At 62.7% G+C, this 25,585-nt stretch carries 24 protein-coding genes; 21 read left to right on the top strand and 3 right to left on the bottom strand.

Features of this window, described 5'->3' with window-relative positions:
* The first annotated feature begins 442 nt into the window (after nucleotides 1–442).
* The 15 genes from ACUXVA_RS04370 to ACUXVA_RS04300 all read left to right on the top strand — a co-directional run bounded on the left by ACUXVA_RS04370 (nucleotide 443) and on the right by ACUXVA_RS04300 (nucleotide 15,569).
* Nucleotides 443–1,600, top strand: coding sequence for a transporter substrate-binding domain-containing protein (locus tag ACUXVA_RS04370; protein ID WP_265081426.1), 1,158 nt, complete (start codon nucleotides 443–445; stop codon nucleotides 1,598–1,600).
* Nucleotides 1,597–2,262, top strand: a complete 666-nt coding sequence (locus tag ACUXVA_RS04365) for an ANTAR domain-containing response regulator (protein ID WP_265081427.1) — start codon at nucleotides 1,597–1,599, stop codon at nucleotides 2,260–2,262. Before ACUXVA_RS04370 ends, ACUXVA_RS04365 begins: the two co-directional genes overlap by 4 nt.
* Before the next feature lie 9 nt (nucleotides 2,263–2,271).
* The gene (locus tag ACUXVA_RS04360) at nucleotides 2,272–3,510 is read left to right on the top strand and encodes an urea ABC transporter substrate-binding protein (protein WP_265081428.1); all 1,239 of its coding nucleotides are present in this window, start codon (nucleotides 2,272–2,274) and stop codon (nucleotides 3,508–3,510) included.
* Between the two features lie 99 nt (nucleotides 3,511–3,609).
* A complete protein-coding gene (locus tag ACUXVA_RS04355; RefSeq protein ID WP_265081429.1) occupies nucleotides 3,610–4,482 on the top strand; it encodes an ABC transporter permease subunit in 873 nt (290 codons plus the stop codon).
* Nucleotides 4,483–4,505: 23 nt separating this feature from the next.
* Nucleotides 4,506–5,558: a branched-chain amino acid ABC transporter permease gene (locus tag ACUXVA_RS04350; RefSeq protein ID WP_413776436.1), complete on the top strand. Its 1,053-nt coding sequence runs from the start codon at nucleotides 4,506–4,508 to the stop codon at nucleotides 5,556–5,558.
* Nucleotides 5,558–6,277, top strand: coding sequence for an ABC transporter ATP-binding protein (locus tag ACUXVA_RS04345; protein WP_265081431.1), 720 nt, complete (start codon nucleotides 5,558–5,560; stop codon nucleotides 6,275–6,277). The genes ACUXVA_RS04350 and ACUXVA_RS04345 overlap by 1 nt, the downstream gene beginning before the upstream one ends.
* Nucleotides 6,270–6,983, top strand: a complete 714-nt coding sequence (locus ACUXVA_RS04340; RefSeq protein ID WP_445490999.1) for an ABC transporter ATP-binding protein — start codon at nucleotides 6,270–6,272, stop codon at nucleotides 6,981–6,983. The genes ACUXVA_RS04345 and ACUXVA_RS04340 overlap by 8 nt, the downstream gene beginning before the upstream one ends.
* 25 nt (nucleotides 6,984–7,008) lie before the next feature.
* The gene (locus ACUXVA_RS04335; RefSeq protein WP_265081433.1) at nucleotides 7,009–7,998 is read left to right on the top strand and encodes an acetamidase/formamidase family protein; all 990 of its coding nucleotides are present in this window, start codon (nucleotides 7,009–7,011) and stop codon (nucleotides 7,996–7,998) included.
* A gap of 13 nt (nucleotides 7,999–8,011) precedes the next feature.
* Complete coding sequence (locus tag ACUXVA_RS04330) at nucleotides 8,012–9,751, top strand: nitrilase-related carbon-nitrogen hydrolase (protein WP_445490996.1); 1,740 nt, start codon at nucleotides 8,012–8,014, stop codon at nucleotides 9,749–9,751.
* A 21-nt stretch (nucleotides 9,752–9,772) separates the two neighbouring features.
* The gene (locus ACUXVA_RS04325; RefSeq protein ID WP_265081435.1) at nucleotides 9,773–10,534 is read left to right on the top strand and encodes an SDR family NAD(P)-dependent oxidoreductase; all 762 of its coding nucleotides are present in this window, start codon (nucleotides 9,773–9,775) and stop codon (nucleotides 10,532–10,534) included.
* 355 nt (nucleotides 10,535–10,889) lie between these two features.
* The gene (locus tag ACUXVA_RS04320) at nucleotides 10,890–12,098 is read left to right on the top strand and encodes an ABC transporter substrate-binding protein (RefSeq protein ID WP_265081436.1); all 1,209 of its coding nucleotides are present in this window, start codon (nucleotides 10,890–10,892) and stop codon (nucleotides 12,096–12,098) included.
* 119 nt (nucleotides 12,099–12,217) lie between these two features.
* Entirely contained in the window at nucleotides 12,218–13,090 is an 873-nt protein-coding gene (locus ACUXVA_RS04315) for a branched-chain amino acid ABC transporter permease (protein WP_265081437.1), read from the top strand.
* The gene (locus ACUXVA_RS04310) at nucleotides 13,083–14,111 is read left to right on the top strand and encodes a branched-chain amino acid ABC transporter permease (protein WP_265081438.1); all 1,029 of its coding nucleotides are present in this window, start codon (nucleotides 13,083–13,085) and stop codon (nucleotides 14,109–14,111) included. The genes ACUXVA_RS04315 and ACUXVA_RS04310 overlap by 8 nt, the downstream gene beginning before the upstream one ends.
* Complete coding sequence (locus ACUXVA_RS04305) at nucleotides 14,104–14,862, top strand: ABC transporter ATP-binding protein (RefSeq protein WP_265081439.1); 759 nt, start codon at nucleotides 14,104–14,106, stop codon at nucleotides 14,860–14,862. Before ACUXVA_RS04310 ends, ACUXVA_RS04305 begins: the two co-directional genes overlap by 8 nt.
* A complete protein-coding gene (locus ACUXVA_RS04300; RefSeq protein WP_265081440.1) occupies nucleotides 14,859–15,569 on the top strand; it encodes an ABC transporter ATP-binding protein in 711 nt (236 codons plus the stop codon). Before ACUXVA_RS04305 ends, ACUXVA_RS04300 begins: the two co-directional genes overlap by 4 nt.
* Before the next feature lie 3 nt (nucleotides 15,570–15,572).
* On the opposite strand, the gene ACUXVA_RS04295 is transcribed toward ACUXVA_RS04300, so the two are convergent.
* Both ACUXVA_RS04295 and ACUXVA_RS04290 read right to left on the bottom strand, forming a co-directional pair.
* Entirely contained in the window at nucleotides 15,573–15,998 is a 426-nt protein-coding gene (locus tag ACUXVA_RS04295) for a hypothetical protein (RefSeq protein ID WP_445490992.1), read from the bottom strand.
* A 44-nt stretch (nucleotides 15,999–16,042) separates the two neighbouring features.
* Entirely contained in the window at nucleotides 16,043–16,954 is a 912-nt protein-coding gene (locus ACUXVA_RS04290; RefSeq protein WP_265081442.1) for a helix-turn-helix transcriptional regulator, read from the bottom strand.
* A gap of 152 nt (nucleotides 16,955–17,106) precedes the next feature.
* Between ACUXVA_RS04290 and ACUXVA_RS04285 the strand changes: the two genes are divergently transcribed.
* The 6 genes from ACUXVA_RS04285 (at nucleotide 17,107) to boxA (ending at nucleotide 24,588) form a co-directional block, all read left to right on the top strand.
* Nucleotides 17,107–18,657, top strand: a complete 1,551-nt coding sequence (locus ACUXVA_RS04285) for a benzoate-CoA ligase family protein (protein ID WP_445490990.1) — start codon at nucleotides 17,107–17,109, stop codon at nucleotides 18,655–18,657.
* A gap of 20 nt (nucleotides 18,658–18,677) precedes the next feature.
* Nucleotides 18,678–19,496, top strand: coding sequence for an alpha/beta fold hydrolase (locus ACUXVA_RS04280; protein ID WP_445490988.1), 819 nt, complete (start codon nucleotides 18,678–18,680; stop codon nucleotides 19,494–19,496).
* Between the two features lie 6 nt (nucleotides 19,497–19,502).
* Nucleotides 19,503–20,024 (top strand): DUF309 domain-containing protein, encoded by a 522-nt coding sequence (locus ACUXVA_RS04275; protein WP_265081443.1) that lies wholly within the window; start codon nucleotides 19,503–19,505, stop codon nucleotides 20,022–20,024.
* Between the two features lie 77 nt (nucleotides 20,025–20,101).
* Entirely contained in the window at nucleotides 20,102–21,790 is a 1,689-nt protein-coding gene (gene boxC, locus ACUXVA_RS04270; protein ID WP_265081444.1) for a 2,3-epoxybenzoyl-CoA dihydrolase, read from the top strand.
* Nucleotides 21,791–21,876: 86 nt separating this feature from the next.
* Nucleotides 21,877–23,322 (top strand): benzoyl-CoA 2,3-epoxidase subunit BoxB, encoded by a 1,446-nt coding sequence (gene boxB, locus ACUXVA_RS04265; protein ID WP_265081445.1) that lies wholly within the window; start codon nucleotides 21,877–21,879, stop codon nucleotides 23,320–23,322.
* 75 nt (nucleotides 23,323–23,397) lie between these two features.
* Nucleotides 23,398–24,588, top strand: coding sequence for a benzoyl-CoA 2,3-epoxidase subunit BoxA (gene boxA, locus ACUXVA_RS04260; protein WP_265083526.1), 1,191 nt, complete (start codon nucleotides 23,398–23,400; stop codon nucleotides 24,586–24,588).
* Nucleotides 24,589–24,629: 41 nt separating this feature from the next.
* On the opposite strand, the gene ACUXVA_RS04255 is transcribed toward boxA, so the two are convergent.
* A complete protein-coding gene (locus tag ACUXVA_RS04255; protein WP_445490984.1) occupies nucleotides 24,630–25,508 on the bottom strand; it encodes a LysR substrate-binding domain-containing protein in 879 nt (292 codons plus the stop codon).
* Nucleotides 25,509–25,585: the final 77 nt, after the last annotated feature.

Raw genomic sequence — 25,585 nt, 5'->3', positions numbered from 1 at the left:
GCGGTGATAAGCTATCCACCAAGTAGGGATCGTGTCCATAGAACATGATCTTGTAGGCCGCCCGTCTGCACGGGCGTGCCTCCTCCCGGTGCGCAGTTTATATGCGCGGTGACGGCATTGATAATGAGGTTTGCGAGCGCGAACGAGCAATGATGCGGTGCAAGATGCGGCGCTCAACTATCACCTCCGCGTAAAACAAGTCTCGCGATTCACCGACTGCATGGATTTTATGCATGAAGGCCGTAAGAAGGGCAGCGGCCGCCACATCAATGCGCTTGACTGGCGATAAAATCTCGGTGACCGTATCGTCATGTATTGGGCAAATGCGCCCAGAGACAAGCGACATGCAACGATTTCCAACACCGCGCTTCTGAGCGTGTCTGGTTGGTGGCGATAACGCCCACGGCTTCACGGCCGCTGGGCGTTTTTTTTGGATTGAACGATGGCGCGGAAGACATATCGGATCGGCGTACTGCTCTCGACCACGGGCTCCTATAGCGCCGTGGCGCGCTCGATGCTCAATGGCGCTACGCTTGCGTTCGAGGAGATCGCTGCCGCCGGCGGGCCACTGCTGGAGCCGGTGATCGTCAATCCGGACGGCGATCTCGCGCGCTACCGCGCGCTCAGCCAGGAGTTGCTGTCGTCGGGCGTGCGCCATGTGGTCGGTTGCTACACCTCGTCGAGCCGCAAGGAAGTCATTCCGTGCTTCGAAAAATTCGACAGCCTGCTTTGGTATCCGTCGCACTATGAGGGCTTCGAGAGTTCGGATAACGTCATCTATACCGGCGCGGCGCCGAACCAGCATGTGCTGCCGCTGGTGGACTATCTCGTCGCACGCGTCGGCAAGACCGCGTTCTGCATCGGGTCGAATTATATCTGGGCCTGGGAAAACACCCGGATCTTCCGCGAGGCGCTGATCGCGCGGGGCGGCGCCGTGACCGCGGAGCGCTATCTGCCGATCGGCGATACCGATGTCGATCGCTTGGTCGAGGTGATCATCGAGCAACGGCCGGATTTCGTCTTCAACAATCTGATCGGCACCAGCGCCTATGCCTTCTTCCGCACGCTGCGCCGCGCCTGTCGTGCCCGCGGAATCGATCAGGCTGCCACGATCCCGGTGGCCTCCTGTACTTTGTCGGAACCTGAGCTTGCCGAGATCGGCGAGGACGCGGTCGATGGCCACCTGTCTTCCAGCGTGTACTTCTCCTCGCTGGGCGGCGCAGCGAATTCCGCATTCCGCCGCGACTATGCCGCAGCGTTCCCGCAAGGTCCGGCCTCGTCGGCGGATGCCGAGGCCTCCTACAACGCGGTCAAGCTGCTGGCAGCGGCGCTGCAGCAGTCGGGTACCGATGAGGCTCGCGCAGTCCGCGCCGCGGTGGCCAATCAACGGCTGGCTGCGCCGCAGGGAGAGGTCCGGATCGATCCGCAGACCTATCATGCATGGCTGACGCCGCGGATCGGTCGCTCGACCGCCGACGGACAGTTCGACGTGCTGCTCGAGGCGCAGCACCCGGTCGCTCCCGATCCCTATCTCGTCCAGACGTCGCCGCGGTTCGCAACGGCAATGAGATCTCCGCTATTGAGGGTGGTGAAGTCATGAACTCGCAGCTTCTGCAGAATTTCAAGGGCGGCCGCGCGCTGGTGATCATGGAGCGCTCGGGCAGGGAATGCGCATTGGAAACCACGCTCGCCAAGCTCGGGGTGTCCTGTGACTATCCCGCGATGGTCCATGGCCGCGCGCAGATCGACTTTGCCGGCTTGAAGGCCGATCGCGACATCCTGTTTATCGATGGCGATCTCGGCGATGCCGTTGCGATCGAGATCAATCCGGAGTCGCGGCTGCCGCCGGTGCCGGTGATCGGTCTGGTCGGGGTCGAGGCGCCGAGCCGCCTGAAGGCGCTGGTCAATCTCGGCGCCACCTCGTTTCTTCGCAAGCCGGTGCATGGAGGTGCGGTCTACACCTCGCTGTTCATGGGCATCAACCAATTTCTCCTGCGCAGCGAGATGCACGAGCGCGTGCAGAGTCTCGAGGAACGCCGGCGTGGACGCCGCGCGGTGCTGCACGCTGTGGTTCAGCGAATGCGCGACACCGGCCTCGATGAGGACGGCGCCTATGCGCAGCTGCGGCGGGAGAGCATGGGTGCAAGGCAGAATGTGGAACTCTATTGCGAGAATCTGCTGAGCAGACGGGCCAAACCGCCCGACGACACCGACCGCATCGGCCCTTTGCCGCTGCAACGTGGAAATCAACGAGCCCTCTAGGAGATACACATGACCCGAACTGTATTCCGGGGACTGCATGCCGCAGTCCTCACGGGGACGCTTGTCCTCGCCTCATGCATGGCATTCGCGCAGACGCCGATCAAGCTCGGCGTGCTGGAAGACCAATCCGGCGATTTCGCGGTGGCAACGATCGGCAAGGTGCACGCGATCCAGCTCGCAGCCGAGGAGATCAACAAGGCCGGCGGCGTCATGGGCCGTCCGCTCGAACTGGTGATCTACGACACCCAGTCGGACAATACGCGCTACCAGGAATTCATGCGGCGCGTCCTGCAGCGCGACAAGGCCGACGTGGTATTTGCCGGCTTCTCCTCGGCTTCGCGCGAAGCCTATCGCCCGATCGTCGATCAGCTCAACGGCTTTGCCTTCTACAACAACCAGTATGAAGGCGGCGTCTGCGACGGACACATGATCGTCACCGGCGCGGTCCCGGAGCAGCAGTTCTCGACGCTGATCCCCTATATGATGAAGACCTATGGCAAGAAGGTCTACACGCTCGCAGCGGACTACAATTTCGGTCAGATTTCGGCCGAGTGGGTTCGCAAGATCGTCAAGGAAAACGGCGGCGAAATGGCCGGCGAAGAATTCATCCCGCTCGGCGTCTCGCAATTCTCGCAGAGCATCCAGAACATCCAGAAAGCCAAGCCTGACTTCGTGGTGACGCTGCTGGTCGGTACCGCCCAGGCCTCTTACTACGAGCAGGCAGCCTCCGCCAACGTCAACCTGCCGATGGCGTCGTCGGTCAATGTCGGCCAGGGCTACGAGCACAAGCGCTTCAAGGCGCCGAGCCTGAAGGACATGTACGTCACCACCAACTACATCGAGGAAATCGACTCGCCCAGCGCCAAGGCCTTCCTGGCGAAGTTCAAGGCCAAGTTCCCGAACGAGCCCTACGTGAACCAGGAAGCCGAGAACTCCTATCTCGCGGTCTATCTCTACAAGCAGATGGTGGAGCGGGCGAAGTCGACCAAGCGTGAAGAGATCCGCAAGGTGATCGCGCAGGGCGATGTCTGTATGGATGCGCCCGAAGGCAAGGTCTGCATCGACCCGAAGAGCCAGCACATGTCGCACACGATCTATCTGGCCAAGGTCGGCGCCGATCACTCGATCACGTTCCCGACTGTCTGGGAGGGCATCAAGCCCTATTGGCTGGGTGATGCCGGTTGCGACCTGACCAAGAAGGATCCGATGGCGCAGTACACGCCGTCGAATCCGCCGCCGAAGCCGTAACTGGGCGGGGCGCTCCGGAGGTCCCCCCTCCGGAGCGGCCCTCGACGACCACCGCAGCGCCGCTGCGGTCTTCTCCAACGACACGATGCTGGACCTGACATGGACATCACGACGCTGGCCTTTTCTGTACTGTTTCAATTTGGAGACGCCTTCGCGTTTCTGGTGCTGTCGGCCTGCGGGCTTGCGGTCATCTTCGGCATGATGGGCGTGATCAATCTCGCGCACGGCGAGTTCATCATGTGCGGTGCCTATGTCACGGCCTCCACGGTACATGCGGGGCTGCCGTTGCCGCTGGGGATCGTCGCCGGCGCGCTGGTTTCGGCGCTGGTCGGCATGCTGGTCGAATTCGTCGTGGTGCGCCATCTCTACGATCGTCCGCTCGACACCATCGTGGCGACCTGGGGCCTCAGTCTGATCGCGACGCAGGGCACGCTGATTGCGATCGGATCGACCATGGGCGGGGTGGGCACGCCGTTCGGCTCGTTTCAGGTTGGGGCCTACTCCTATTCGATCTACCGCATCGTGCTGTTCGCATCGGCGCTGGGCGTGCTGGGCGGGTTGTACGCTTTGTTCAATTGGACCTCGTTCGGCGTCAAGGCGCGTGCCACCATCCAGGTGCCGCACATGGCCAACGCGCTAGGCGTCGATACACGCTGGATTTACAGCCTGACCTTTGCCTGCGGCGCCGGCCTCGCGGGCCTCGCCGGCGGCCTCTACGCGCCGACCATGACGCTGGTGCCGACCATGGGGGCGACCTTCATCATGGAAGCCTTCGTCACCGTGGTCATCGGTGGCGCGGATGTATTCCTCGGCACGGCACCCGCGGCTGCAGTCCTCGCCGTAGTCAAGTCGGTGATGACTTCCTGGCAAGGGCAGTTGTTCGGCCAGATCGGCCTGCTGATTGCCGTCATCGTCGTCGTCCGCGTGCTGCCGAAGGGCATCTCCGGATTTCTGTTGCGCGAACGGACGTGAGGAAGACGACAGTGAGTGTTTTGATGTCTCTGTTCCGACGCCTCGAGGGGCCGCAGACGGTGGGGCGCGGTCCGGCCTTCTGGTCGCTGTTCGGCGTGGTGGCGCTGGCAGCGCTGGCCTACCCGCTGATCAGCGACGGCTACACGGTGGGCAACACGGTGTACTTCTTCGTCTGGGTGTTCATCGCGCTCAGCCTCTGCCTGATCTGGGGTTATGGCGGAGCGCTGTCGTTCGGCCAGACCGCGTTCTTCGGCATCGCCGGCTACTTCTATGGCATCCTGACGATCAATTTCGGCTCGGCCTATGGCCTGACGCTGGTGGCGATGCTGCTGGCGATCGGCGTGGCCGCGCTGGTGGCGGTGCTGCTCGGCTACTTCATGTTCTTCGGCCGCATCGAGGGCGTGTTCCTCGGCATCGTCACCCTCGCGGTCACCCTGATGCTGGAGCGCTTCATGGCGCAGACTGCCGGGCCGGAATGGCGGATCGGTAGCGCGCGGCTGAACGGCTTCAACGGCATGAGCGGGATGCCGCCGCTCACCATTCCGTGGTTCGACGGGCCGATCGTGCTGTTCGCCGACGTGGGCCTCTACTACTTCGTACTGGCGCTCGTCATCGTGGTCTATCTCGGCCTGCGCATTCTGGTGAACTCGTCATTCGGCAACGTCATCGTCGCGATCCGCGAGAATCCGCAACGCGCCGAGATGCTGGGCTACGACATCCGGAAATACCAGCTCATCAACTTCGTGATCGGCGCGGCGCTGGCGGGCATGTCCGGCGTGCTCTACACCGCCTGGGGGCAGTACATCACGCCGTCCAGCATGGGCATGACCTCAGCGGCGCTGCCGTTGATCTGGGTCGCGGTCGGCGGTCGCAGCGACCTGACATCGACCCTGATCGGCACGCTGGTGGTGCTGGCCGGCTTTCAGGCACTCACAATCTACGGCAGCCAGTACGCGCTGGTGGTGATGGGCGTGCTGTTGCTGCTGACGGTGCTGATCGCGCCGAACGGCCTAGTGCTCGGTGCGATGAACTGGGTGGCGGGACTGATCTCGCGCAGCAAGCGGGAGCAGAACTGATGGCGCTTCTCGAATTGCACGACCTCAACAAGCACTTCGGCGGTCTGCACGTCACCAATGCGGTCAATCTCGCCTTCGAGCCCGGTGAGATCCATTGCCTGATCGGCCCAAATGGTGCCGGCAAGAGCACGCTGTTCCGGCTGATCCTCGGCGAATACCGGCCGGGCTCCGGCGCAATCCGTTTCGCCGGCGAAGACATCACCGCGCTGAAACCGTTTGCCCGGATAGGGCGCGGCATGTCGGTGAAGTTTCAGGTGCCCGGCATCTTCAAGGGCCTCGCGGTCCGGCAGAATCTGGAGATCGCCCTGCAACGCACCCATCGCGGTGCCGAGCTCGATCAGGAGATCGACCGGCTGCTGGCGTTCCTCGGACTCGAGGCCGAGCAGAAGCAGACCGCGGGCAATCTCAGCCACGGCCAGAAGCAGTGGCTGGAGATCGGCATGGCGATCAGCCTGAAGCCGCGGATGCTGCTGCTCGACGAACCGACCGCCGGCATGTCGCCGGAGGAGACCTTTCAAACCGGCCAGATGGTGCAGCGGCTCAATGCCGAAGGCATGACGGTGCTCGCGGTCGAGCACGACATGGCGTTCGTGCGGCAGGTCGCGCAGCGCGTCACCGTGCTGCATCTCGGCCAAGTGTTCGCGCAGGGCACGATCGAACAGATCATTGCCGACGAGCGCGTCGCCGCGATCTATCTGGGGCAGGCTCATCATGCGTAAGGAAGTCATCCTCAATACGGTCGGCCTGCGCGCCGGCTATGGCGGCAAGCCGGTGCTGCAGGGCCTCGAGATCGAGGTGCGCGAAAGCGAGATCGTCGCGGTGATCGGCCGGAACGGTGTCGGCAAATCCACGCTGATGAAAAGCCTGATCGGGCTGGTGCCGCCGATGGACGGCTCGATCGTGTTTCGCGGCGAGGCGATCGAGACGTTGCCCGCGTTCCGCCGGGCGCGGCTCGGTATCGGCTATGTGCCGCAGGGGCGCGACGTGTTTCCGCGGCTCACCGTCGGCGAGAACATCGCGGTCGGCGCGGCGATCAAGGGCCGCCTCACGGACCAAGCCAGGAAAAACATCATCGAGACCTTTCCGATCCTCGGCGAACGCTGGAGCCAGGCGGCCGGCACGATGTCCGGTGGCCAGCAGCAGCAGCCGGCGATCGGCCGGGTGCTGGTCGCCGATCCCCAACTCATTCTGCTCGACGAACCCTCGGAGGGCATCCAGCCCAACATCGTGCAAGATATCGCGCGCGACATGGTGGCGCTGAATCGCAAGACCGGCGTCACAATCATTTTGGTCGAGCAGAACCTCGACATGATCCGGGCCATGGCACAGCGCTGCTACGTCATGGAAAAAGGCCGCATCGTCGCCGATCTCGATCGCAGCGCGCTCGACGACGAAGCGGAAATGCGCCGCCACCTCGCGGTTTGAAATCAACAACGAAAAGGAGCTCATCATGGACTGGCAAGCGGATTCGATCATGACGCGGAAGGGCGTCGCCAAGGGCGTGGCCGGCGCGAGCTACACAATCACCGAGGCCGAGCAGGGCAAGTATCACTATGTCTACGGGCCCTATGTCGACCCGATCCTGACTGTTGATCCCGGCGCGGTGGTGTCGGCCGAGACCCATGACGCCTTCGAGGGCGCCATCAAGTCAGAGACCGACATTCCGTCGAAGATCCTGAACTTTCCCTTCCTCAACCCGCAGAACGGTCCGATCTATGTCAACGGCGCCGAGAAGGGCGACGTGCTGGCGGTCTCGATCAAGAGCATCGTGCCGCGTGGGCCGCAGCCGCGCGGCACCACGGTGGTGATGCCGGAGTTCGGCGGCCTGGTCGGCACCGGGCAGACCGCGCTGCTCAATCCTGCGCTGCCGGAGCGGGTCAAGAAGCTCCACATCGATCTGGAGACCGGCACCAAATGGAACGACAAGATCACGCTTCCCTATGAACCCTTCATCGGCACCATCGGCACCTCGCCGGAAATCGAGGCGATTTCCTCGCTGGTGCCGGATTACTACGGCGGCAACATGGACCTGCCGGATGTCGGCGTCGGCGCCATCATCTATCTGCCGGTCAACATCAAGGGCGGGCTGCTGTATCTCGGCGATTGCCACGCCGCCCAGGGCGATGGCGAATTGTGCGGCGTCGCGATCGAGCATCCCACCGTCACCACCCTGCAGATCGACCTGATCAAGGGCTGGAACATTCACTGGCCGCGGCTGGAGACCAAGGACTTCATCATGTGCATCGGCTCGGCGCGGCCGATGGAGGATGCCGCGCGCATCGCCTATCGCGAGCTGTGCCGCTGGATGGCCGCCGATTACGGCTTCGAGGAGATCGATGCCTACATGCTGCTGACCCAGACCGGCCGGGTCCGGCTCGGCAACATGGTCGATCCGAAATACACGCTGGGCGCTTCGATCAAGAAGTCGTTTCTGATCTGAGAGGAGAACGGCGATGTCGCGCAAGATTCAGGTTGCCACCGTCCAGTTCGAGCCCACCATGTTCGAAAAGGAGCGCAACATCGCCGACCTTCTGGCTCTCTGCGAGCAGGCAGCACAGGCCGGCGCCCGGCTGATCGTGACGCCGGAAATGGGCACCACCGGCTATTGCTGGTTCGACCGCGCCGAGGTCGCGCCCTATGTCGAGCCCATTCCCGGGCCGAGCACCGATCGCTTCGCCGCGCTTGCGAAGAAGTACGATTGCTACATCGTCGTCGGCCTGCCGGAGGTCGACGACGACGGCATCTATTTCAACTCCGCTGTGCTGATCGGTCCGGATGGCTTGATCGGCCGGCACCGCAAGACCCATCCCTATATCGCCGAGCCGAAATGGGCGGCGGCCGGCGACCTGCACAACCAGGTGTTCGAGACGCCGATCGGGCGCATTGCGATCCTGATCTGCATGGATATCCATTTCATCGAGACAGCGCGTTTGATGGCGCTCGGCGGCGCCGACATCATCTGCCACGTCTCCAACTGGCTGGCCGAGCGGACGCCGGCGCCGTACTGGATCAGCCGGGCGTTCGAGAACGGCTGCTACGTAATCGAAAGCAACCGTTGGGGGCTGGAGCGCACGGTGCAGTTTTCCGGCGGCAGCTGCGTGATCGCGCCGAACGGCGAGATCGTCGCGGTGATCGACGGCGGCGACGGCGTGGCGCTGGCGGAGATCGATCTCGATGCGGCGCGGGCGCGAAGGGTCGCCGGCGAGCCCGTGTTTCGGCGGCGCCGTCCGGAGCTCTATCCGGAATTGCTGACCGACACCTTCGGCTGGAATCCGCGCGACTTCTTCACGCTGTATGGCCATGCGCCGTGGCCGGAGGGCAAGGCCTCGCGGGTCAGCGTCGCGCAATTCGCGCCGAGCGCCGATGTCGACGCCAATCTCGATCGCATCGTTGCGCTGGCCCGCAAGGCCAAGGCGGACGGCGCCGAGCTGGTGGTGTTTCCCGAATTGGCGGTCGGCGGCCTGGTCGACCCGGCGTCGGCCGCGCAGCTTGTTCCTGGCGTCGCCACCGATCGGCTCAGTGCGCTGGCCCACGAGCTGTCGCTCTATCTGGTCTGCGGCATCGCCGAACGAGCCGGCGACCTCTGCTACAACAGTGCGGTGCTGATCGCGCCGGACGGCGCCTTGACGGCCTATCGCAAAACTCATCTTACCGAAGACGAGCGCAGCCGGGCGACCGCAGGCGACGACTGGACCGTGGCCGATACCCCGCTCGGGCGGATCGGGATGCTGATCGGCCATGACGCGATGTTTCCGGAAGCAGGGCGCGTGCTGGCGCTACGTGGTTGCGACCTCATCGTCTGCCCCGCGGCAATCACGACCCGTTTCAGTTCGCCCCATGCCGGCACGACCATCGCGCAGTCGGCGCCGATCCCGACCGGCGCCGACCGATATCACTGGCATCACTTCCGCGTCCGCGCCGGCGAGAACAATGTGTTCCTCGCCTTCGCCAATGTCATCGATCCCGTGCACGGCTATGCGGGATTGAGCGGCGTGTTCGGCCCCGACACCTTTGCCTTTCCGCGCCGCGAAGCGATCGTCGAAGACGGTGAGGGCGTCGCCACGGTCACGATCGACACCAGCAATCTCGACTGCGTCTATCCGACCAATGTGGTGCGGCGGAAGGACCTGGTATCGATGCGGATGCCGCACAGCTATCGGCCGCTGGTCCAGGCGGTGGCGGGAAATTCCTGACACGCGACAAAGGAGCACAACATGGATCTGGGATTGAAGGGTGCAAAGGTGCTCGTGACCGGCGGCACCAAGGGGATCGGCCGGGCGACTGTCGAGACCTTCGCTGCCGAGGGCGCGCATGTCGGCGTCTGCGCCCGCAACGCGGCGGAAGTCGAGGCGACCGTTGCCGCGCTGAAGGCCAGGGGCGTTGCAGCCTATGGCGGCGTGGCTGATGTGGCGGACGCGACGGCGCTGAAAGCCTGGGTGGAGACGATGGCGAACCAACTCGGCGGCATCGATGTCGTGGTCGCCAATGTCAGCGCGCTGGCGATCGGACAGGATGACGAAAGCTGGGAAAAGGAATTCGCTACCGACATGATGGGCACCGTACGGCTGGTCAACGTCGCGATGCCCTATCTCGAACGCAGCGACGCCGCGGCGATCGTTACGGTGGCAAGCGTATCGGGCCGCGAGATCGATTTTGCCTGTGGTCCCTACGGGACTTTCAAGGCGGCGATCATCCATTACACGCAAGGCTTGGCCTATCAGCTTGCCGGCAAGAACATTCGCGCCAATTCGGTGTCGCCCGGCAACACCTATTTCGAAGGCGGCGTCTGGGACCAGATCAAGCACGGCAATCCGGAGCTCTACAACACCGCGCTGGCGCTCAATCCGACCGGCCGGATGGGCACGCCACAGGAAATGGCCAATGCCGTAGTGTTCCTCGCCAGTCGGGCGGCGAGCTTCATCACCGGCACCAATCTTGTGGTCGACGGCGCGCTGACTCGGGGTGTGCAGTTCTGACGCCATAAGCTTGCTGAAAGCGATCGCATGGCAGCGGTGTCGAGCATCGCCGCCCGCTGGAACGATATCAGCGGTATCGACAAGCACGATTTGACATGGGGCGGCCATACGCCGACGTAACCGGTGCTGGCCGGTGCCGCCTGTGGCGCGAGGGCTGCGGATCGTCGCTGCGACAGTCGCCACGAGATCTCTTCGTGGTCACGACCTCATGATGTCGATCAATGACATGCATTATAATTCTTGCAACGCGGCCGATTCATGAAATATGGTGCCTGAATGTGACGGATCAGGTCCGCACGTCGCCGATAGGTGGGGTTCAACCGACCACGGTTCATATTTTGAGGGGAGACTGCTCATGGCCATCGATGATTTCATGCGGCCGCTGTCGCGACGCGGCCTGTTGTCGGGCGCGGCGGGTGCCGCAACTCTGGCCGCCGCAGGACCGTTTAGGTCGGCGGCCTTCGCGCAAAACGCGCCCCTGAAGGTCGGCATGATGCTGCCCTACACCGGCACGTTCGCCAAGCTCGGCCAGTTCATCGACGATGGTTTCCGGCTCTATGTCGAGCAGAAGGGCGGCAAGCTTGGTGGGCGTGAGATCGCCTTCGTGCAGGTCGATGACGAGTCGAAGCCCGAAGCCGCCACCGACAACATGAACCGTCTGGTCGGCCGCGAGAAGGCCGACGTCGTCGTCGGCACCGTGCATTCCGGCGTTGCAATGGCCATGGTCAAGGTCGCGCGCGATACCAAGACGCTGCTGATCATTCCCAACGCCGGCGCCAACGATGCGACCGGCCCGGCCTGCGCGCCGAACATCTTCCGCACTTCGTTCTCGAACTGGCAGAGCACCTACCCGATGGGCAAGGTGATGGCCGACGCCGGCATCAAGAACGTCGTCACCATCTCCTGGCGCTATACCGCAGGCGCGGAGATGGTTGGCGCGTTCGCCGAGAATTTCACCAAGAATGGCGGCAAGGTCCTTGCCGACCTCACGGTGCCGTTTCCGGAAGTCGAGTTCCAGGCGCTGATTACCCAGATCGCCACCTTGAAGCCGGACGCGGTGTTCAGCTTCTTTGCCGGCGGCGGTGCCGTCAAGTTCGTGAAAGACTATGCGGCCGCAGGCCTCAACAAGACCATTCCGCTCTATGGGGCCGGCTTCCTGACGGACGGTACCATCGAGGCGCAGGGGGCTGCTGCGGATGGTATCAAGACGACGCTGCATTACGCCGACAACCTCGACAATCCGGCCAATCTCGCCTTCCTCAAGGCGTTCAAGGCCAAGACCGGCAAGGACGGCGATATCTATGCGGTGCAAGGCTATGACGCTGCGGCCTTGCTCGATATCGGCCTGACCGCCGTCGGCGGCGATTTCACGGCGCGCGACAAGATGCTCGCGGCCATGGGCGCCGCCAAGATCGACAGTCCGCGTGGGCCGTTGTCCTTCAACAAGGCGCACAATCCGATCCAGAACATCTATCTGCGCGAAGTCCGGAACGGCCGCAATGAGCTGGTCTCGATTGCCCAGGCCAACGTCGACGATCCCGCGCGCGGCTGCAAGATATCGTGAGGCCACGGCCGTGACGGGCCCCGTATTGCGCTCGTCGCGGCCGGTCGTTCGAAGCACGCAAGCCGTCTGCCGGCAGTGGCCTTGACGTCAGGCATCATCATACGAACTGGACTCCAAGGATGGACCTTATCACGTTCGGCGTTCAGCTTCTGAACGCAGTCCAGTACGGCACGGTGCTGTTTCTGGTTGCGAGCGGCCTGACGCTGGTGTTCGGCATTCTCGGAGTCATCAATCTCGCTCATGGCGCGTTCTATATGCTGGGCGCCTATCTCGCTTACTGGCTGACGCTGGTCACCGGCAGCTTTGCGCTGGCCATGCTGGGCGGCGTCACGATCGCTTTCATCGCAGGTATGCTGCTTGAGACGATGTTCGTGCGGCTGTTGTACGGTCGCGATCATCTGGCGCAGGTACTGCTCAGCTTCGGCCTGATCCTGGTCATCGACGAGGTCCGGCAACTTCTGTTCGGCAAGGATGTCCACGCGGTGGCACCGCCGGCATGGTTGTCGGGATCGATCCAACTGACGGACAATCTTTCGTATTCCGTGTACCGACTGGCGATCTGCATCTTCTGTCTTTGCGTGGCCGTCGCCATCTTCCTGGTCATCAGCCGCACCAAGATCGGCATGATCGTGCGGGCCGGCGCCGAGAATCGCGAGATGGCGCGCGTGCTCGGTATCAAGTTCGATCGCGTCAATCGCTACGTGTTTGCCGTCGGAATTGCGCTGGCAGCGCTGGGCGGCATCGTCATCGCGCCGATCTCGACGGTGTTTCCCGGGATGGGCGATGGCATGCTGATCCTGTCCTTCGTGGTGATCGTGCTCGGCGGCATCGGATCCGTGGCGGGCGCCGCGGTCGGAGCGCTGCTGATCGGGCTGACCGATACGTTTGGAAAAGTATTCTTTCCGAGTGCATCCAGCATTCTGATCTACGTGCTGATGGCGGCCGTGCTGATTTGGCGTCCCAGCGGAATTCTCGGACGGCCCAATGCCTGAGTCGAAAGCATCCGGCCTGCCGAGGCTGCTGGCCATGGCAGCGTGCCTTGCCATCGCGGTCGTCCTGCCATTCGTCGCGCCGGTTTACTACGTCCAGTTCTGCGCCAAGGTGCTGATCATGGGGATACTGGCGATGGCGCTCAACCTCGCCGTCGGGCATGGCGGGCTGGTCAGCCTGTGCCATGCCGCCTTCTTCGGACTCGCCGGCTACGTCCTTGCGTTGATGTCGCCGGGCTACGACGCGGCATCGTTTCTGCTGTCGTTTCCTCTGGCCGTCGCCGCGTCGACTGCGATGGCGCTGGTGATCGGTGCCCTGGCGCTGCGGACCCGCGGCATCTATTTCATCATGGTGACGCTGGCATTCGGCGAGATGCTGTTCTTCTTCTTTCACGACACCCGGGTCGCGGGAGGATCGGACGGCATATCGATCAATGTCCGCCCGGAAGTCGCGATCGGCGGCTATCAGTTGCTCGATCTCGACAAGCCGATCGTGTTCTATTTCGTGGTGCTGGTCTGCCTTATCGGCGTGATGGCTCTGCTCACGATGATCGTCAACTCGCCATTCGGCCATGCCCTGGCGGCAGCCCGAGACAATGAACGGCGCGCGCGTTCGCTGGGCTTTCCGATCTTCCGTCTGCGGCTCACGGCCTTTGCGGTGTCCGGTGCCCTGGCGGGCGTTGCCGGCTATCTGGCGGCCTCGCAGTTCGGATTCGTCGCACCGCAGATGCTTGGATGGCACCAGTCGGCGACGGTGCTTGTCATGGTTCTGATCGGCGGACTGCGGTCGGTCACCGGGCCTCTAGTCGGGGCTATCGTTCTTATTGGCCTCGAGGAAGTGCTGAAGGCAAACATCGAGCACTGGAAACTCGTCGAGGGGCTCGTCATCATCGCGATCGTCGTCCTGCTGCCCAATGGGGTCCGGCAAATCTGGTCGATGATCGCCGGCCCGGCCTCCGATGCCGCTTCGGACCGGCCACGCCCCGATGCCAAGCCCGCGACGGCGGAGGTCGGTCATGGCTGAGGTCGTGCTTCGTGCCGAGCATCTGCAAAAGCGCTTCGGTGGGCTTGTCGCCGTATCCGGCGTGTCGATCGAGGCTCACCTCGGCGAGATTCACGCCGTCATCGGTCCGAACGGTGCCGGCAAGTCGACACTGATCAATCTGCTATCCGGCGAACTCTTCGTCAGTTCCGGCCGCATATCGATCGGCAAGACCGATGTAACGTCGCTTGCACCGGACCGGCGCGCCCGCGCAGGCCTCGGTCGCGCTTACCAGAAGACAACCCTGTTCACGAAGTTCAGCGTTCAGGAGAACGTCAGGCTGGCTGCACAAGCGCGCTCCGGCGCGCCGCTGCGCATGTTTGGCGGCATTCATGCCGACGTCGAATGCGAAAGACGGACGGCAGAAGCCATCGACAGGGTCGGATTGCATGGCCGCTCGCTGGTGATTGCGGATCGTCTGAGCCACGGCGAACAGCGGCAACTCGAAATTGCCATGGTGCTTGCCACCGATCCCCGCATCGTCCTGCTCGACGAACCGCTCGCCGGCATGGGGCAGTCGGAAGCGCGCGCCATCATTGCCCTAATCGCATCGCTGAAGGTGGATCGCGCAGTGCTGCTGGTCGAGCACGACATGGATGCCGTCTTCGAACTCGCGGATCGTCTCACCGTGATGCAGGATGGCTCGGTCATCGCCACAGGTTTGCCGCAAGAGGTGCGGGCGCATCCATTGGTGCGGTCGGCCTATCTCGGTGCGCACGGAGATAGTCCATGACGTCATTGCTCGAGACGGAACGGCTCGATGCTTTCTACGGCGTCAGCCAGATCCTGCACGGCATCGATCTGAAATTTGCGCGCGGCGAGCAGGTGGCGCTAATCGGTCGCAACGGCATGGGCAAGACCACTCTGTTGCGCTCGTTGATGGGGCTGCTGCCTGGCTGCCGCGGGACACTCCGGCTGCACGGCAAGGATATCCGGCGCGCGCCGCCCGAGACGATCTCCCGCCTTGGCCTTGCCATGGTGCCGGAGGGCAGGGGCGTGTTCGGTTCGTTGTCCGTCACGGAAAACCTCGTCATGGCGGCCCGTGCCGGCAATGAAGGGCGTCACGACTGGACCCTGGCCAAGGTCTTCGATCTGTTTCCCCGTCTTCATCAGCGCCGCAACAATGGTGGCCATCAGCTCTCAGGCGGCGAGCAGCAGATGCTGACCATCGGTCGAGCGCTGATGACCAACCCCGACATGATCATGATAGACGAGGCGACCGAAGGCCTCGCGCCGCTGGTCGCACAAGCCATCTGGCAGACGATTGGCGTTATCCGGGGCGAAGGGATCGCGACGCTCGTAGTCGACAAGGATTTTCGCAGCCTTTCCAGGGTAGCCGATCGTATGCTCATGCTATCGAAAGGCTGCATCGTCTTCGATGGTACGCCCGCTGCGCTCGCAAGCCGGCAGGACCTGCTTGAGCGCCATCTCGGCATCTAGCACTTATGACGCGACGACGGTCAGGCCGCGATGACTGGCCGCCACGATATTGTCCGTGAGCGGCTCGGGCCACTGCACGACGAGTTGACCGAACAGGTCGTCGAGGCCGCTTTGCTCGATCGCATCGTAGAAGCACGGCGTCGCGGCGCGGGCGATGAAGCTGTGAAGCAGATGCGCCGCATCGTAGTCGTAGACGATGTCGCCGGGGACGATGCCTTGTCGACGCAGCAGGAAGGTCCGCAGGCCGGTGAGGTGGGCCCGTCCGCCTTCAGTCGCTGCGAAGGACATGACCAGAGCCTCGTGGGCAATCTGCGGGCCGTCCTGCATCCGGTCATACATCGGCAGCGCATTGGCGCCGATCACGTCGGCCATGCTGCGGAAATCAGCCGACATGTCTTCGGGGTGCAAGGTGTTGCGGATCGCGATCATGCCATCGGGATCGAAGCCGCGCGCCTGCAGTATTTCGCCTAGGGTCACGACGCGGCGCTGCGCAGGCCGAACGCTTCGGCGTTGGCGTTGAGCATGCGGGACGCGGCGTTGATCAACTGCGAGGCCGCCTTGTCCTCGCTGAGACCCGCAGTATCGACGGTCATCGACGCGCGGGCATAGAGCGGCTCGCGGCTGAGCAGGATGGTCCGCAGTTCCTGCATCGCCGATCGATCGTCTGCCATCGGGCGCAGGTCTCCCTGGCGCCGGACCCGGGCCATATGCTCTTCCGGCTTTGCCTTTAGCCAGATCGTATAGAAGGACGACAAGATGCGGTCGAAGGTCAGCGGCTCCGAGACGATTCCGCCGCCGGTAGCGAGAACGATCGGCTCCTTGCTTGTCAGCAGGTTGTTCAGCGCCGCCTGTTCCATGCGCCGAAAACCCTCCTGGCCATACAAAGCGATGATCTCGGCGACCGAAAGCCCGTTCCGCTGTTCGATCTCTTTGTTGAGTTCGACGAAGGTCCAGCCGATCTTGTGCGCCAGCAGCTTTCCGAGCGTCGATTTCCCGGCGCCGCGAAGCCCGATCAGCGCGATTCCGTTGAACGGCGTGTGGAGATGCGGCTTGCTGTGGCCGCGACCGGCCAGAATATCCTTGGCCTGGGCAATCTGGGCCGGCGTCGCGCCGCGGACGAGGTCGCGGATCACCGGCCACTCTTCCAACGTTTCCCCGACCGGAATGAGGTCTTCGAGAGGTGTGCCCATGGCCAGCGCAACGCGCCGCAGCAGCACGATGGAAACGTTTCCCTTGCCACCCTCGAGTTGCGCGATGTAGCGCTCCGAAATGCCCGACACCTTGGCAAGCACCTTGCGCGACATACCGCGGAGTCCGCGCATCGTGCGCACGCGCTGACCCAGCTCAACAAGGAATTCGGTCTCTGGATCGGGCTGTTCAGTCATCGGGTTCGGTTCTGGTCGAGTGCAATGAAACATAATGCCGAAAAGAATTGACAGCAACCAACTCAACTGACTTTATATGAATTATAATTCATAAAAGTCAGGGGGTTGACCGTGAAAAACGGCGATGAACGCACCAAGGGTGCAGCGGCATCATGAGTGGGCTGTCCGATTCTTACAATGCGGTGACCTGGCTGCTGGATCGCAACATCGCAGAAGGGCGTGGCGACAAGCTCGCTTTCACGGACACCGTATCCGATCTCACTTACGGCGGCTTGCAGGCCAGGAGCTGTCAGCTTGCCAACCTGCTGAAGCGCCTCGGCGTCCGGCGCGAAGAGCGCGTCGCGATGATCATGCTGGACACGGTCGATTTCCCCGTGGTGTTTCTCGGCGCTATGCGGGCCGGCATCATCCCGGTGCCCTTGAATACGCTGCTGACGAGCGAGCAATACGCCTACGTCCTCGCCGACTGCCGTGCGCGGGTGCTTTTCATTTCGAGTGCGTTGCTGCCGGTGGTGCGGGATATGCTCGGGCGGCTGCCGGATCTCGAGCACGTCGTGGTCGCCGGCACCAAGGTCGATGGCCACAAGTCGCTCGTCGACGAAATGGCCGGCGAGAGCGAAACTTTCGCAACCGTCGCCACCCACGCGGACGAACCGGCATTTTGGCTGTACTCGTCGGGATCGACGGGAATGCCGAAGGGAGTCCGTCACCTGCACGCCAGCCTGGAGGCGACGGCCACGACCTATGCTCGCCAGGTGTTGGGCATTCGCGAAGACGACGTCGGGCTGTCTGCGGCGAAGCTGTTCTTCGCCTATGGTCTCGGCAATGCGCTCACTTTCCCGATGTCGGTGGGTGCCACCACGGTGCTGAATTCCGAACGGCCGACCCCGGCGACGATGTTCGGCTTGATGCGCCGCTATAATCCCAGCATCTTCTTCGGCGTTCCGACCCTGTTTGCGGCGATGCTGAATGACGAAGCCTCCAAGGATCAAGGCGGATTCACGCGTCTGCGCGTCTGCACCTCCGCCGGCGAGGCGCTGCCCGAGTCGGTCGGCAACAACTGGAAGAGCCGTTTCGGAGTCGACATTCTCGACGGAGTAGGCTCGACCGAACTCCTGCACATTTTTCTGTCGAACAGGCCGGGGGACGTTCGATACGGTACCTCGGGCCGGCCAGTGCCGGGCTACAGCGTTCGTCTGATCGACGAAGCGGGGCTGGATATTGCTGATGGCGAGATCGGCGAACTGCTCGTCGATGCGCCGTCGGCCGGAGAGGGCTACTGGAACCAGCGCAGCAAAAGCCGGCGCACCTTCGAGGGACACTGGACGCGCACGGGCGACAAATACGTCCGCGATTCCGAAGGGCGCTATACTTTCTGCGGTCGCGCCGATGACATGTTCAAGGTTTCAGGCATCTGGGTTTCGCCTTTCGAGGTTGAAAGCGCGTTGATCACGCATCCCGCGGTGCTTGAAGCCGCCGTGATCCCGGAAGCAGACGCCGAAGGTCTGCTGAAGCCAAAGGCGTTCATCGTGCTGAGGCCGATGGCGCTGTCGGATGGCCTGCACGAATCGCTGAAGGACCACGTGAAGCAGAAGATCGGTCCGTGGAAATATCCACGGTGGATAGAGGTGGTTGAGGCTCTGCCGAAAACGGCCACCGGCAAGATCCAGCGTTTCAAGCTGCGCGACGGCGCCGCTGTCTGAAGAAGAGAATGGAGTATCCCATGAGCGCTTTGAAGCCTGTCGGCATGCTGACGATTGGATCGTCCAATCTTGAATACCGCATGATAGGCCCGGCGCCAGGCGACGCGCCGACGATCGTGTTGCTGCATGAGGGGCTTGGCTCCGCCGCTCTGTGGGGCGATTTTCCGGATAGGCTGCAGCAGGCGACGGGCGCGGGCGTATTCGTCTATTCGCGCGCAGGCTACGGCGCTTCAAGTCCGGTCACACTGCCGCGCCCCCTGGACTACATGCATGTCGAAGCGCTCGAGGTGCTGCCCCGCCTGCTCGATGCGATCGGCTTTCGGCGTGGACTGCTGGTCGGACATTCCGATGGCGCCTCGATCGCGACGACCTATGCCGGCGGCATCCAGGATCATCGTATTCGCGGCGTCGCGCTGATCGCTCCGCATTTTGTTGTCGAGGACATCACGGTGCAGTCGATCGCCGAGATCAGGAAGTCTTACCAGCAGGGCGATCTGAAACCCAGGCTGGCGCGTTGGCACAGCGATGTCGACAATGCCTTCTATGGCTGGAATGGTGCGTGGCTCGATCCCGCATTCCGCAACTGGGATATTTCGGACTTTCTCGCTTATGTCCGCGTCCCCATACAGATCGTGCAGGGCGCTGACGATCACTACGGCACGATGAAGCAGATCGAGATTGCCGAGGCGGAGTGCTATTGCCCCGTCGATGTCGAGATCATTGCGGGCGCGGCACATTCACCGCATCGCGAGGCTGCGGATGCGACCTTGCTGGCGGTCACGGAATTCGCAAACAGGCTGCTTCAGTTTCATGGCGAGGGCGCGCTGCGCGCCGCGTGACAGCGCATGGTTACCGCCTGCATGCCGCTCCCGCGCTGGGCCTGGGCAACCGGCGAGGGCCGGCAGTCTGCCGATCATGAAACGCTGGACCGCGCCAAGGCCATGGTGCCGGCGCGATATGATGACGGCTTCGTTCCCGCGAATGACGCCGCGCTTCGCTATGGCCTTGCGCTCAACGACGCGGGCTTCTTCTGGGAGGCTCATGAAGTCCTCGAAGCGGTCTGGAAGGCCGCCCCGCAGGGCGGCCGCGATCGGATCCTGCTCCGCGCCTGCATTCAGGTCGCCAATGCCAACCTGAAGCGGAAGCTGAACAAGGCCAACGCCATGCGCAAGTTGTTGAATGAGGTTCTAGCCGATCTGATCGAACTTGAGGCGCGGCTCCCGACCGGGCCTGCCACCAGCTTTGCCGCGCAATTTGATCGAAGACCGCTCCGCGCCGCGATCGCAGAGCAGTGTGAGAGACCCGGGGAAACGCTCGACGGTGGCGCGCTTCAACATGAAATAAAATACAAGTTACTGGCGCCATGAAAGCTTGACCGCGCGACATCATGCATTATTGTGCATATCACCAGCGGCGGGGACGCCGATAAATTCAGGGTGGATCCATGGCTGCTGAGCAACGCGTTCTCGCGAACGGTGCGACATTCATCGACTTTCAAACGGATCCGTCGCGCTACCGGCATTGGAAGCTGGAGGTGGACGGCGACGTCGCAACGCTCACAATGGATGTGGATGAGAATGGCGGCCTATTCGAAGGTTACCTGCTCAAGCTGAATTCCTACGATCTCGGCGTGGATATCGAGCTGGCAGATGCCGTGCAGCGGCTTCGCTTCGAGCATCCCGGCGTCAAGGTGGTGGTGCTGCGCTCCGGCAAGAATCGCGTGTTCTGCGCCGGTGCCAATATTCGCATGCTCGCCGGCGCCACCCACGCGCACAAGGTCAACTTCTGCAAGTTCACCAACGAGACCCGCAATGGTTTCGAGGATTCCAGCGAATACTCGGGCCAGCGTTTCATCACTGTCGTCAACGGTACGGCGGCGGGCGGCGGTTACGAACTGGCACTGGCCACCGATCACATCATCATGGCCGACGACGGCTCCGCGGCCGTGTCGCTGCCGGAAGTGTCGCTGCTCGCGGTGTTGCCGGGCACTGGAGGCCTGACCCGCGTCGTGGACAAGCGCAAGGTTCGCCGCGACCATGCTGACTATTTCTGCACGATCGAGGAAGGCATCAAAGGCAAGCGCGCCGTCGCCTGGCGGCTGGTGGACGAGATCGTTCCGAACAGCAAGCTCGAAGCCAAGATCACGGAGCGCACGAAAGAGTTTGCGGCCGCTTCGAAGCGCAACGGCAACGGGCAGGGCATCACGCTGTCACCGATCAGCCGAAGCGTGGACGAGGCGGGACTCCGCTATGGCCTGGTGAGCGTGGATATCAACCGCACAGATCGCGTGGCGACAATCTCCATCGCAGCGCCGGACCAGTCGGCTCCGGCCGATGTCGATGCCATGATTGCGCAGGGCGCCAGCTTCTGGCCATTGCAGGTCGCACGCGAGCTGGACGACGCCATCCTGCATTTGCGCATCAACGAACTCGAAACGGCAATGCTCGTGTTCAAGTCCCATGGCGACAGCAGCAATGTGCTGGCCCATGATGCTTTCCTCGAAGCCGACAAGGCGCACTGGCTGGTCAACGAGATCAGGCTGTACTGGAAACGTGTGCTGAAGCGGATCGACGTCACATCGCGCACGCTGGTCACGCTGGTCGAGCCCGGCTCCTGTTTCGTCGGTACGCTGGCCGAGCTCGTATTCGCCGCCGATCGCTCCTACATGCTGATCGGGCAGAAGCAGGGCGACAATCGCGCGCCGCCCGCCATCGTGCTAAGTGCGATGAACTTCGGCCCCTATCCCATGAGCCACGGCCTGACACGGCTGCAGTCGCGCTTTCAGGCTGATCCCGAAGATGTTGCCCGCGCCGAAGCCCGGATCGGTGAGCCGCTCGATGCCGAAGCTGCAGAGGAAATGGGACTCGTGACGTTTGCCCTCGACGATATCGATTGGGATGACGAGGTCCGCGTGTTCTTCGAAGAACGCGGCAGCTTTTCGCCGGACAGCCTCACCGGCATGGAAGCCAACCTGCGCTTTGTCGGCCCCGAGACGATGGAATCGAAAATCTTTTCACGGCTGACCGCCTGGCAGAACTGGATTTTCCAGCGTCCCAATGCCGTCGGCGAAAACGGCGCGCTCGGCCGCTATGGCACCGGGCAGAAGGCACAATTCGACATGACGCGCGTCTAGCGGCGGGCTGCAAGAGCTGCGTCGTCTACAGCCCTTAGTCATCCGTACATCGAGCAATCAACGACACCCCCACGGGAGATCACGCCATGAACATCATGAACGTCGACTACAGCACCAAGATTCCCAACAATGTGAATCTCACCGAGGATCGGCAGGTACTCAAGGCGCTCGAGGGCTGGCACCCGGGCTATCTCGACTGGTGGAACGACATGGGGCCGGAGGGTTTCCAGGAGTCGCTGGTCTATCTGCGGACGGCTGTATCGGTCGATCCGAAAGGCTGGGCCAAGTTCGACTACGTCAGGATGCCGGAATATCGCTGGGGCGTGCTGTTGGCGCCGCAGGACACCGAGCGCAAGGTGAACTTCGGCGAACATATGGGCGAACCTGCCTGGCAGGAAGTCCCCGGCGAATACCGCGCGATGCTGCGCCGGCTGGTGGTGATCCAGGGCGACACCGAGCCCGCATCGGTCGAGCAACAGCGCCATCTGGGGAAAACGGCGCCGTCGCTTTACGACATGCGCAACCTGTTCCAGGTCAATGTCGAGGAAGGCCGTCATTTGTGGGCGATGGTCTATCTGTTGCAGAAATATTTTGGCCGCGACGGCCGCGAGGAAGCCGACGACCTGCTGCGTCGCCGTTCGGGCGATGCCGACGCGCCGCGTATGCTCGGGGCCTTCAACGAGGCGACGCCGGATTGGCTGTCATTCTTCATGTTCACCTTCTTCACCGACCGCGACGGCAAGATGCAGCTCGAAAGCCTGGCCCAGTCCGGCTTCGATCCGCTATCGCGCACCTGCCGTTTCATGCTGACGGAGGAGGCGCACCACATGTTCGTCGGCGAGACCGGCGTCGGCCGCGTGTTGCAGCGAACCTGCGAGGCGATGAAGGCGGCAGGAATCGAAGATCCCAACGCTATCGAAAAGGTGCGTGCGCTCGGTGTCATCGATCTGCCCACCATCCAGAAGAAGATCAATCTGCATTACTCCCTGTCGCTCGACCTGTTCGGTTCCGAAGTGTCAACCAATGCTGCGAATTTCTACAATTCCGGATTGAAGGGGCGGTTTCAGGAAACCAAGATCGAGGACGATCACCGGCTCACCAACGACATCTATCAGGTCCTCAAGTTTGTCGACGGCGAGATCAAGCTGGTCGATGAGCCGGCTCTCACCGCGCTGAACATGCGGCTGCGCGATGACTACACGGCCGATTGTGCCAAGGGCGTCGAACGCTGGAACAAGATCATCGAGAAGGCAGGCGTCAATTTCCGTTTCGAACTGCCGCACACCGCGTTCCATCGCCAGATAGGCGAATTCCGCAACGTCAATGCGACGCCGACCGGCATCGTTCTGAACGACGGGGACTGGGCGCGGGCGAAGAGCAATTATCTCCCGTCGACGGAGGACGGTGACTTCATCTCGTCGCTGATGGTGGCGGTCAGCGAACCCGGGAAGTATGCAGATTGGATCTCCGCGCCAAAGGTCGGCATCGACAACAAGCCTGGTGATTTTGAATACGTCAAAATCGCCGCCTGATAACGAGCGCCGGACGGTGCGAAGTCACTCGCTTCGCCACCGTCCGGCGTTGCTACAGAACGCCCGAGAAACGTGATGAACGCTCCTTTGAAACAGCACCTGATCGACCCCGAGATCTGCATCAGGTGCAACACCTGCGAAGAGAGCTGCCCGATCGACGCCGTCACGCATGATGACAACAACTATGTCGTCAATGCCGAAATCTGCAATTATTGCATGGACTGCATTTCGCCGTGTCCGACGGGCGCGATCGACAACTGGCGCGTCGTCGCTGCGCCGTACTCTCTGGAGGAGCAGCTCTCCTGGAGCGATCTTCCTGTTCAACAGGAGCTCGACAACTCCGGCGACGGCGGGGCCATCGAGGCGCTGGAGGACGATATTGGAGCTTTGCTCGAAGAGGCCCGCAAGGGCCTCGGCGGCAAGCCGGTCGCGCCGCCATCGGCGAGCAAGCCTTCCGTCAATCTCTATAACCGCGGCAAGCCGGCGATTGCCACGGTGACGGGCAACTTCCGGCTCACGCACGCCGACGCGGATTCGGATGTGCGGCACATGATCCTCGATTTCGGCGACCAACCGTTTCCGGTTCTGGAAGGGCAGAGTATCGGCGTCGTCCCGCCGGGCACTGACGCAGAGGGCAGGCCGCATCAGGTCCGGCTCTATTCGATCGCCAGTTCGCGCGATGGCGAGAAGCCGAACGCCAATAATCTCGCGCTCACCGTGAAGCGTGAGACCGACGGCGTCTGCTCGAACTATCTCTGCGATCTGCCGCGTGGCGCCAAGGTGCAGGTGACCGGCCCGTTCGGTGCCACCTTCCTGCTGCCGAACGATCCCGCCGCCAATATCCTCATGATCTGCACCGGCACGGGATCGGCCCCGTTCCGGGGCTTCACGGAACGGCGACGCCGCGCGATGCCGAGTGCGTCCGGTCGCCTGACGCTGTTTTTCGGGGCGCGTCGTCCGGAAGAGCTGCCGTATTTTGGCCCCCTGCAGAAGGTTCCTGAGAAGTTGCTCAAGAAACACTTCTGCTATTCGCGCGTGCCTGGTGAAGCGCGAGTCTATGTGCAGGACCGTATCCGCAGTGAGGCGGCTGCCGTGACCGCGCTTCTGAACGAGACGCAGACGCACATCTACATATGCGGTCTCAAGGGCATGGAAAGCGGAGTGGAGGAAGCCTTCTCAGACGTCTGCCGGGCGGCTTCCATCGACTGGAGCACGCTGAAAGCGGGTATGCGGGCGAGCGGACGTTACCACGTCGAGACGTATTAGGGCGTCCCGGAAGATGTCGGCTTGTCCTGCGCCTCGCCCGGTTAGAGGCTCCTGGTCGTGCTGCGAGCAATAGCCATGAAAGCGCGGGCGGCGGCGGTCTGGTAGCGGTGAGCATCCCATACAAGCGCTCCGGAACGGCGGATCCACGGCGGGCCGATCGGGATCATCGCGAGGTCTTTCCGGGCATTCAGGCTTCGATCCGCCAGGACGGTCGGCAAGCCCCCGGATTTTGCCAGTTCGATCAACGCCTCGACCGAATCCATCTCGACACGGACATCGAGCTTTATATCTGGGGCGAGCGAATCGTCGAGAATGCGCCGCGTGGCGAATGCCGTTGTCAGCAGCGCCAGCGGACGGCGCGCCAACGCTACCAGCGAAATGGATTGCTGCGGCGGGCGGTTCTGCGATTTCGCGAGAACGAGAACCAGCCGCTCCTCGAACAATCGATCGGCGCCCAGTTCGGGGTGCTGTGGCGGATCGAAGGCGATCCCGAGGTCGAGGTGCCCGGACAGAATGCGCTGCTCGATGCTGCGCGCGTTGTTGGCCTCGACGCTCAGGCGAACGTTGGGACACTGTTCGCTGAAGCGGCTGATGATGGTCGGCAGGAAGGCGGTGCTGTAGGTGTGGATGACACCGACGCGAAGGGTGCCGCTCATGCCGCCTTCCAGTTCGGCAATCGCGGTGCGGGCGGCCTCGGTCTGCACCATCAGGCGCTGGGCATGTTCACGGAGCGCAACGCCCGTCGCGGTCAGTTGCATGCCGTTGGGTGTTCGATCGAAAAGAACGGTATGCAGTTCCTGCTCGAGGGCGCGAATCTGCTGTGACAGGGTCGGTTGGGATACGCCCAGAACCTCCGCAGCCTTCGCCATGCGCCCGTGCGCGGCAATCGCCAGAAAATAGCCGAGGCGGCGCGGGTCCATGCCGATTACATCTTCCTATCGCATTGATAGCTTTTCTTCTATTGGCCTATGACGCCCCCCATGCCACTGTTTGTCAA

This window comes from Rhodopseudomonas sp. RCAM05734 (genome assembly GCF_052658035.1).
This window is presented reverse-complemented; position numbering and strand designations above follow the sequence as displayed.